This is a genomic window from bacterium (assembly GCA_040753085.1).
Classification (GTDB): domain Bacteria; phylum UBA9089; class JASEGY01; order JASEGY01; family JASEGY01; genus JASEGY01.
On the sequence record JBFMHI010000107.1, the window covers coordinates 1 to 9,410 of the forward strand.

General features: G+C 50.2%; 4 protein-coding genes. All 4 read left to right on the forward strand.

Annotated features, from left to right (window positions below; translation table 11 throughout):
* The first annotated feature begins 344 nt into the window (after positions 1-344).
* The 4 genes from alaS (at position 345) to AB1797_10490 (ending at position 9,096) form a co-directional block, all read left to right on the forward strand.
* The gene (gene alaS, locus AB1797_10475) at positions 345-2,981 is read left to right on the forward strand and encodes an alanine--tRNA ligase (GenBank protein ID MEW5768027.1); all 2,637 of its coding nucleotides are present in this window, start codon (positions 345-347) and stop codon (positions 2,979-2,981) included.
* 403 nt (positions 2,982-3,384) lie between these two features.
* Complete coding sequence (locus AB1797_10480; GenBank protein MEW5768028.1) at positions 3,385-4,293, forward strand: PfkB family carbohydrate kinase; 909 nt, start codon at positions 3,385-3,387, stop codon at positions 4,291-4,293.
* Between the two features lie 11 nt (positions 4,294-4,304).
* Entirely contained in the window at positions 4,305-5,597 is a 1,293-nt protein-coding gene (locus tag AB1797_10485; protein ID MEW5768029.1) for a homoserine dehydrogenase, read from the forward strand.
* A 1-nt stretch (position 5,598) separates the two neighbouring features.
* Positions 5,599-9,096, forward strand: a complete 3,498-nt coding sequence (locus tag AB1797_10490; protein ID MEW5768030.1) for a DNA polymerase III subunit alpha — start codon at positions 5,599-5,601, stop codon at positions 9,094-9,096.
* The last annotated feature ends 314 nt before the right edge of the window (positions 9,097-9,410 follow it).

Here is a 9,410-nt window from a genome sequence, read left to right on the forward strand (position 1 = left end):
TGTCTCCAGTTTTACTATACTAAAAGATTAAAGGAAAAGGGCTCCTTAAGCCGAGATATTAAAGTAGAAGTATCGGGATGGTTCACTTTACTGTGAAAGCTTGCGGCTGAGAGGTAGGGTGGGCACCACCCACCAAAAAGGCGTAGATGGCGAACAGATTGGTGGGTAATGTCCACCCTACTTGTGCGGAAGGTTAACCGCGTCTAAAGTTTCACAAGAAAATGGATGATTTTGAACCGTCCCGATTTTTCTCAGTGTCTCTGTGTCTCCGTGGTGAGGTGAACGGTTACGATATAATTAATAGAAGGGACGTCTCTTGTAAGTCACTACAAATGGAGGTAGCGATGACCGGATCCGAAATCAGAGAGAGGTTTCTGCAATTCTTTAAACAGCAGGGGCATACTATCAGGCCTTCGGCCTCCCTTATGCCTAACGACCCCACCGTTCTTTTTACTATTGCCGGAATGGTTCCCTTTAAGGCCTTTTTTCTGGCCCAGGGAGAATTGCCCTTTTACCGCGCCGCCAGCTCTCAGAGGTGTCTTCGAACTAATGACATTGACGAAGTAGGCAAGACCGCCCGGCATCTGACCTTCTTTGAGATGTTGGGGAATTTCTCCTTTGGCGATTATTTTAAAGAAGAAGCCATTACCTGGGGCTGGGAGTTCCTGACCGGCGAGATGAAGCTGCCTGAGGAGAAATTGTGGGTTTCCGTCTTTAAGGACGATGATGAATCGGCTGACCTCTGGCATAAAAAGATGGGTCTACCCAGGGAGCGAATTGTTCCCCTGGGGGAGGATAATAACTTCTGGAAGATGGGCGAGACCGGTCCGTGTGGGCCTTGCTCTGAGATCCTTTACGATATGGGGGAAGAGGTCGGCTGTGGAAGGCCTGATTGTAAAGTTGGCTGTGACTGTGACCGTTATCTGGAACTGTGGAACCTGGTCTTTACCCAGTTTGACCGGGACGCCGAAGGCCGGCTTCATCCCCTGCCTAAGCGCAATATCGATACCGGGATGGGTCTGGAACGTTTAGCGGCGGTTATTCAAGGGGTAAAGACCAACTTCGAGACTGATTTGCTGCGATTAATCATCAATGAAACCGCGGCCTTATCAGAGAAGAGATACGGGCAGGCTGGGAACATCGACTGTTCTCTCCGTATCATAGCCGACCATATGCGAGCCATCACCTTTCTCATCTTTGATGATCTGTTGCCTTCCAACGAAGGAAGGGGTTATGTCCTGCGGTCCCTCATCCGTCGGGCGATGCGCCAGGGGAAGATCTTAGGACTCGAAGGCGCCTTCCTGTATCGTTTGGTTGATTCTGTCTGCCGGGTAATGGGTCTGGCTGAGCTGACCAATAGACGCGAGGGAATCAGCCAGATCATCCTGACCGAAGAGGAGCGGTTTCTCAGCACTCTCAAGCAAGGCACCAATATACTGGAAACCTTGATTGAGGAACATCGAAGAGAAGGGCGCCCCACTATTACCGGTGCTGAGGTCTTTAGGCTTTATGATACTTATGGCTTCCCCGTCGACCTGACCAGGGAAATGGCTAAGGAAGCCGGTCTGAGCATAGATGAAGCTGGATTTTCTGAAGCCATGGAGACCCAGCGCCGCCGGGCACGCTCGGCTGGACTTGGTCCAACTAAAGAAGTTCCGGTTCACGTGGATGCCGTAATTAGGGCTAAAACCGAATTTGTTGGTTATGAGCGATTGGAAACTAAGGCCAGAATCCTGGAAATTATCAAGGAGGATAAACCCAGGCCTGAGGCCAGGGAAGGGGAGGAAGTTGAAATCATTCTTGATGTAAGCCCCTTTTATGGGGAGGGCGGCGGACAGATAGGCGATCAAGGAATCCTGACTAAAGAGGGGGTAAAGGTGGAGATCGTTGATACCCAGTCCACCCCTTACGCCCTCCTTCATCAGGCCAGGATCGTCTCAGGATGGATAAAGGAAGGAGATGAAGTTACGGCCAGAGTGGATCGACGGCGGCGAATGAACATCGCTCGAAATCATACCGCCACCCATTTGCTTCAGGCTGCCCTGCGAGAAATCCTGGGCGCTCACGTCAAACAGGCCGGTTCTCTGGTGGCGTCTGATCGTCTCCGCTTCGATTTCACCCATCCCTCTCCCCTGACAGATCGGGAAATCCGACGGGTAGAGGAATTGGTCAATGAAAGGATAAGGGGGAATATCCCGGTCAGCACCTTTACTACCACCCTGGAGGAGGCCAGGGAGGCCGGGGCGATGGCCCTTTTTACCGAAGAATACGGAGATAAGGTTCGGGTCGTCAAGATAGGCGAGGTCAGCCTCGAACTTTGCGGCGGCACACATACGCAGGCCACGGGTGAGCTGAGTATCTTTCAACTGGCCTCGGAAACAGGCGTGGCCGCCGGGATAAGACGAATCGAAGCCATAACCGGGGAAGCAGCTTACCAGGACATCCGCAAACAACAGGAAACCATCAATGAGATAGCGGAACGCTTAAAAACAGAGCCAGACAGGGTCCTGGAGAAAGTAGACCAACTCGTGGAAGAAACCAGAACCCTGAAAGATAATATCGGGCACCTCAAGCAGAGGCTTTTAGCTATCAGGATCGAGCATCTTTTGACCTCAGTGGTTACGGTGGAAGGGATAAAGCTTATTGCCGCTGAGATAGAAGGGATGGATATGGGCTCCCTCAGGGAAGCCGCCGATTCCCTGGCCGCAAAGCTGGAGGGACTAAGTATCGTGGTTCTTTGCTCGGTTCAGGAAGGCAAGGTCTTTTGGGTGACCAGGGTAGCCAAGGAGCTTACCGATCGGGTGCATGCCGGCAAGCTGGTAGGGGAGTTAGCTAAAATAACCGGGGGGGGCGGCGGTGGCCGGCCAGACTTTGCCCAGGCCGGCGGCCGTGATCCGGACAAGCTGCATCAAGCTTTGGCCAGGACATTAGAGATAGTTAAAAGTTATTTAACCGTCCCTCCATTTTTCTTGACAGAATAACGGGGAGAAGTTATAATGAAAATAACCGTTCAGGTATGCACGAATTAGCACGGATAAATAACACAGGACAGAAGGCGGAAGTGTAGGGACAGGGCTTGTCCCTGTCCGTGCTTGTCCATGTCCGTTCCGTAGACGGACAACCACAAGGGTTGTCCCTACAGCCTAAGGACAGACCCGAATCACGGACACGGCTCACGGATTTTCCGTGTTTCATCTGTGTGCATCTGTGGCTGAACGGTTACTAATGAAAAATCGTAACTACTCAGGTAGATAGGCTGAAGGCTGAAGGCTTTTAGGGACAAGGGTGGTGAGTAGATGATTGAACTTCAGCCTTCAGCCTTCAGCCTTCAGTCTTCAGCCTCTTTACCTGAAAAAATCATCAAAGGAAAGGAGATCATTAGCTATGAGTGTTCTGGTGGTCGGTTCAGTGGCCCTTGATACGGTTAAGACCCCCTTTGGGGAGGCAGGGGAGGTGTTGGGGGGAGCCGCGGTTTATTTCTCTATGGCTGCCTCGCTCTTTACTAACGTGAACTTAGTCGGGGTAGTGGGCACTGACTTTCCGAAAGAGCATGTCGAACTCCTCAGTCGGCGATCTATTGATCTAACCGGACTTCAGAAGAGGGAAGGCCAGACCTTTCGGTGGTCAGGGGAATATACCTATAACCTGAATGAGGCCAAAACCTTGGATACCAAGCTGAATGTCTTTGAGGATTTTAGGCCGGATATCCCTGAGGTCTACCGGAATTCTGAATCGGTCTTTTTAGCCAACATTGACCCTGAGCTTCAACTGCAAGTCCTGGAACAGGTTCGATCTCCCAGGGTGGTAGCCTGCGATACCATGAATTTCTGGATAAGTGGGAAGCGTGGAGCCCTCCTTAAGCTCCTCAAGCGCATAGATATTATCATCCTAAACGATGCTGAAATACGTCAGTTAACTAATGAGCCGAATTTAGTCAAGGCAGCCAATATCCTCAGGAGCTTTGGTCCCAGATATGTCATCATCAAGAAGGGTGAACACGGGGTGCTGATGTTCACCGGCTCTTCCTTTTTCTCTGCCCCGGCCTATCCCTTAGAATACATCTTTGATCCAACCGGCGCCGGGGACACCTTTGCCGGTGGCTTTATGGGCTACCTGGATACCTGCGAGGGATTAGCAGAGGCTAATCTCCGTAAGGCGATTGTCTATGGAAGTGTTTTGGCTTCCTTTAACGTGGAGGAATTCAGCCTGAGACGTCTGAGCAGGGTCCATATCGGTGAAGTCAAGGATAGATTCAGGGAGTTTGAAAGGATGTCCCGCTTTGAGGGGGTGTAAGGAGCTAAGATATGCGCCAGATGATTAACCTCGGTTTGATTGGCCTGGGCACAGTGGGCGGTGGTGTGGTTAGGGTTCTAAGAGACAACCTAACCCTGATTGAGGCCAGGGTTGGTGTCCCGGTGCGATTGAAAAAGGTCTGCGATCTGAACCTTGACCAGGCTAAGGGGCTGGGATTGAACACCGATCAATTAACGACGAGGGCCGAAGAGGTGGTCACTGATCCTGAGATAGACATCGTGATCGAACTGATTGGCGGCTATGAGCCGGCCCGCACCTTTATCCTTGAAGCCATTAAGCACGGCAAACAGGTGGTTACCGCTAATAAGGCCTTGCTGGCCAAATATTGGGGCGAGGTTATGTCTGCTGCTTCTGAGTATAAGGTAGGGCTTGGTTTTGAGGCCAGTGTTGGGGGAGGGATACCTCTACTTTCTTCCATTCAGACCGGCCTGGCCGCTAATCGCATTGAGTCCATTTTTGGAATCATAAATGGGACATGTAACTATATCCTAACTACCATGGAAAGCCAGGGCAAGGAGTTTTACGAGGTCTTAGCCGAAGCCCAGGCTAAAGGATATGCCGAGGCTGATCCGTCCTTGGACATTGAAGGGATAGATACAGCCCATAAGACTATTATCCTGGCTTCGCTGGCCTTTGGACAGTGGGTCAAAATGGAAGAAGTCTATACGGAAGGGATTAGCCGGCTTACACCGGCTGATATTACTTACGCCCGGGAGTTTGGCTATACCATCAAGCTCCTGGGCATAGCCCGGGAGGAAGAAGGCGAATTAGATGTTCGGGTGCATCCGGTTCTTCTCCCCCGTCAACATTGGCTGACCTCCGTAGATGGGGTTTATAATGCTGTCTACTGTCGGGGAAGCCTTACCGGTCCTCTTCTCTTCTCCGGTCAGGGCGCCGGTCGTTTTCCTACGGCTTCGGCGGTAGTGGCTGACTGTATTGCCTTAGCCAGAGACCTTTTGGCCGGACAGGTGAGGCTGCCACTGCGCCCCGGAGACAAGCCAAAACACATCAAAGGGATAAGTAAAATTAAGAGCAGATATTACATACGTTTTTCAGCCCTAGACCAACCGGGGGTTTTAGCAGAAATAAGCGGCATTTTAGGACGATACGGGATCAGCATTGCCTCGGTTATCCAAAAAGAAAGACGAACCAAAGACGTGGTCCCGGTAATAATGCTTACTCACGAGGCCCTGGAGCAAGACATCCAGGCCGCTCTGAGCGAGATTGATCAACTGACCGTGATTAAAGATAAGAGCTTACTTATCAGGATAGAGGAGCGTTAAAATGCACCACGCCGATTTTGTCCATCTTCATACTCATACAGAATACAGCCTCCTGGACGGGGCTATTCGAATATCCGACTTGATCAGGCAGGCCCATGAGTTTAAGATGCCAGCCGTAGCCATAACCGATCACGGCAATATGTTTGGGGCGATCGAATTTTATCGGGAGGCTATGTCTCACGGCGGAGTAAAACCTATCATCGGCTGCGAGGTCTATGTCGCCCCTCATCATCGAAAAGATAAGTCAAGCAACTATGGGATAGGTGACGCCTCCTATCATCTCCTCCTCTTAGCGGCCAACGAGATGGGCTACCGCCACCTGATGGAACTTTCCTCTATTGGCTATCTGGAGGGGTTTTATTACAAACCCAGAGTGGATAAAGAAATCCTGGCCAAGTTCAGTCAGGGGTTAATTGCTTTTTCTGGATGTCTAAAGGGAGAGGTTCCCTATCTTATTCTTAAAGGCCAGTTGAAGGAAGCCAGGGAGGCGGCTAAAGAGTATCAACGTCTCTTTGGCCAAGAAAATTTCTTCCTGGAACTCCACCGGCACGGGATAGAAAATCAGGATAAGGCCAATGAAGAATTGATCAGGATGAGCCGTGAGCTTTCTATTCCTCTGGTAGCCAGTAACGATGCCCACTACCTGGTTCAAGGGTATGCCGAGGCCCATGATGCCCTCTTATGTCTTCAGACCGGGAAAAACGTGGATGATACTCAACGGCTCAAGTTTTCCTCCCCTGAATTTTTCTTCAAGAACGCGGAAGAGATGAAGGAACTCTTTTCTGACGTGCCCGAAGCCATTACCAACACTATTGATATTGCTCAAAGATGTAATCTGGAATTAGATCTGGGTAAAATTTATCTCCCCCCATATCAGGTCCCAGCAGAGGAAACGCCGGAAAGTTATTTGACCGGCCTCTGTGAAGAAGGCCTGAAGAGAAGATACAAAGAAATAACGGATGAGATCAGAGCCAGACTGGATCATGAACTAAAGATTATTATCCGGATGGGCTATACCGGCTATTTTCTTATTGTTTGGGACTTTATCAGATATGCCAAAGAGAAAGGCATTCCGGTAGGCCCGGGGCGTGGTTCAGCCGCCGGCAGCCTGGTGGCTTATTGTTTGGGGATTACCGACATCGATCCCTTGAAGTATGGCCTCCTTTTTGAACGCTTTCTAAACCCTGAGCGGGTCAGTATGCCCGACATCGATATTGACTTCTCTGACGAAGGCCGGGATGAGGTCATCGACTATGTGGTAAGGAAATACGGGAAAGATAAGGTCACCCAGATCATTACCTTCGGAACGATGGCCGCCAGGGCGGCCATTCGGGATGTGGCCCGGGTCCTTTCCTTCTCTTACTCTGAGGCGGATAAGATAGCTAAACTGATCCCGGCCGAGTTGAAGATCACCCTAAAAGATGCCCTGAATCGGGTAGAAGAATTGAAGGAGATGGTCAAACACGACCCGAAGGTCAAAAAGCTCTTTGATATTGCGATTACCCTGGAGGGGCTAACCAGACATGCCTCTACCCATGCGGCGGCCGTGGTCATTGCCCCTAAATCATTAACCCACTACACGCCTCTCTATCAGGACCAAAAGAGTAAAGCCGTTACTACTCAATATGATATGCATGCAGTGGAAGCTATTGGTTTGCTGAAGATGGATTTTCTGGGGCTTAAGACACTGACGGTCATCAAGGACTGTTTGAGTCTTATTGAGGAAAACCAGAGGCAGAATACAGAACAGGATGAAATAAGGAGCCAACCATCCGCCCTCGATTTAGCGGCTCTGCCTATGGATGATGAACCCACCTATCAACTCCTTTCTGAGGGAAATTCTCTGGGGCTGTTTCAATTAGAAAGTTCAGGGATGAGAGACTTGCTCCGCAAGATGCGGCCGGCGTGCTTTGAAGATATGATTGCTTTAGTGGCCTTATATCGACCCGGGCCTTTAGGCAGCGGCATGGTAGACGAATTCATCAAGGGTAAACACGGCAAGGGTAAGATATCCTATCTCCTTCCCCAGCTTGAACCTATCTTGCAGGAGACCCATGGGGTTATTGTCTATCAGGAACAGGTTATGCAGATAGCCAGCAGTGTAGCCGGTTTCTCTCTTAGCCAGGCTGATGAGCTTCGAAAGGCGATGGGCAAGAAGATTCAGGAAAAAATGGAGAAGATGCGCGGCCTCTTTGTTGAGGGGGCAAAGGCAAAAGGCATAGCCAAGACCAAGGCTAATGACCTCTTTGAGTTGATGTCCAAATTTGCCGAATACGGGTTTAATAAATCTCATTCGGCGGCTTATGCCCTGATCGCTTACCAGACAGCGTATTTAAAGGCTCATTATCCGGTTGAGTTTATGGCTGCTCTCCTGACCAGTGAAATGAATGACACGGACAAGATTAATCTTTACATCAGAGAGGCAAAAAAGATGGGCCTGACGGTGCTTCCTCCGGATGTAAATGAGTCTTACCCCAAATTCAGGGTGGTTAAGGGTAAGATCCGGTTTGGCCTGGCGGCCGTTAAAAACGTGGGCTTTTCAGCTATTAATTCTGTTGTTTCCGCCAGGGAGAAGGAAGGCAGGTTTAAGAACTTAATTAATTTTTGCGAGCGGGTGGACCTCAGGTTAGTCAATAAGAAGGTCATAGAAAGCCTGATCAAGTGCGGCGCCTTTGATTCTTTAGGCAGGGCCAGCCGGGCGAGTATCGCCGCCGCTGTGGATAAGGCCCTTAGTTTTGCTTCTGCCAGGCAAAAAGAGCAGGCTTCCGGCCAAACCTCTCTCTTTGACTTAATGGAGGAACAACCTGGTTTTGATCAAGCCCAGGCAATTATCCCTGATGTCCCTGAGTGGTCTGAACACGAACGGCTGGCCGCGGAAAAAGAAGTATTGGGTCTTTATATCACTGGGCATCCCCTCGCTAAATACGAGCAGGAGTTGGAACGGTATACCACCTGCCGAAACTCTGAATTATCCGAACTTCAGGATGGCGACTTGGTGACCGTGGGCGGCATCGTTGCTTCGGTAAAAGAACAAACAACCAAACGCGGCAATCAGATGGCCTATGTGGGACTGGAAGATTTAACCGGCCCAGCCGAACTGCTTATCTTTGATTATCAGGAATTTAAATCCGAAATTACCCTTGACCGGATAATCCTGGTCGAGGGCAAGGTGAATCGAAAGGGGGAAAAACAGGAAATCAAGATAGAGCCTCAACGGATCATCCCCCTTTCCGAGGCAGCGCAGCATCTGGCCAAAGTGGCCCACATCCGGCTATCTACGCCTGGTCTGGAGGAAGATACCCTGCTTAAGCTCAAGCAACTATTGACTAAATTTAAAGGAAGCGCCCCGGTCTATTTTCACTTAGCTACTCCCCATCATGGTGAGATTATCACTTCCACCTCCCCCCATCTGAGAGTAACCCTTAACCAAAACTTAGCCAGCCAGGTAGAGGAAATAGTAGGCGAAGGCGGGATATGGTACAGCCGCGGGCTGGAGTAGTGAGAGTTGAGAGAAGAGACCTTTGCCCTTGGCTATTGGCTACTGTTGCCCTCTCTACCCTCAGGGTAACTACTCAAAACTAAGTTAAGCAGTTAGTTGGGAGACAAAGCAAAATTCCCTCTCCCTTGATGGGAGAGGGATAGGGTGAGGGTGAAATGGGCGGGCAATATTATTACTCTTGCTAAAAACGGGACGGTTCACCTTGCTGTGAAAGCTTGCGACTAATGGCCTATCCCAAAACCTCCGCGATAGAAACCTGGTTTCTTGAAGAAACTCGGCTTCTGGTCACACTGGAGAGGTTTTGGGATAGGCTC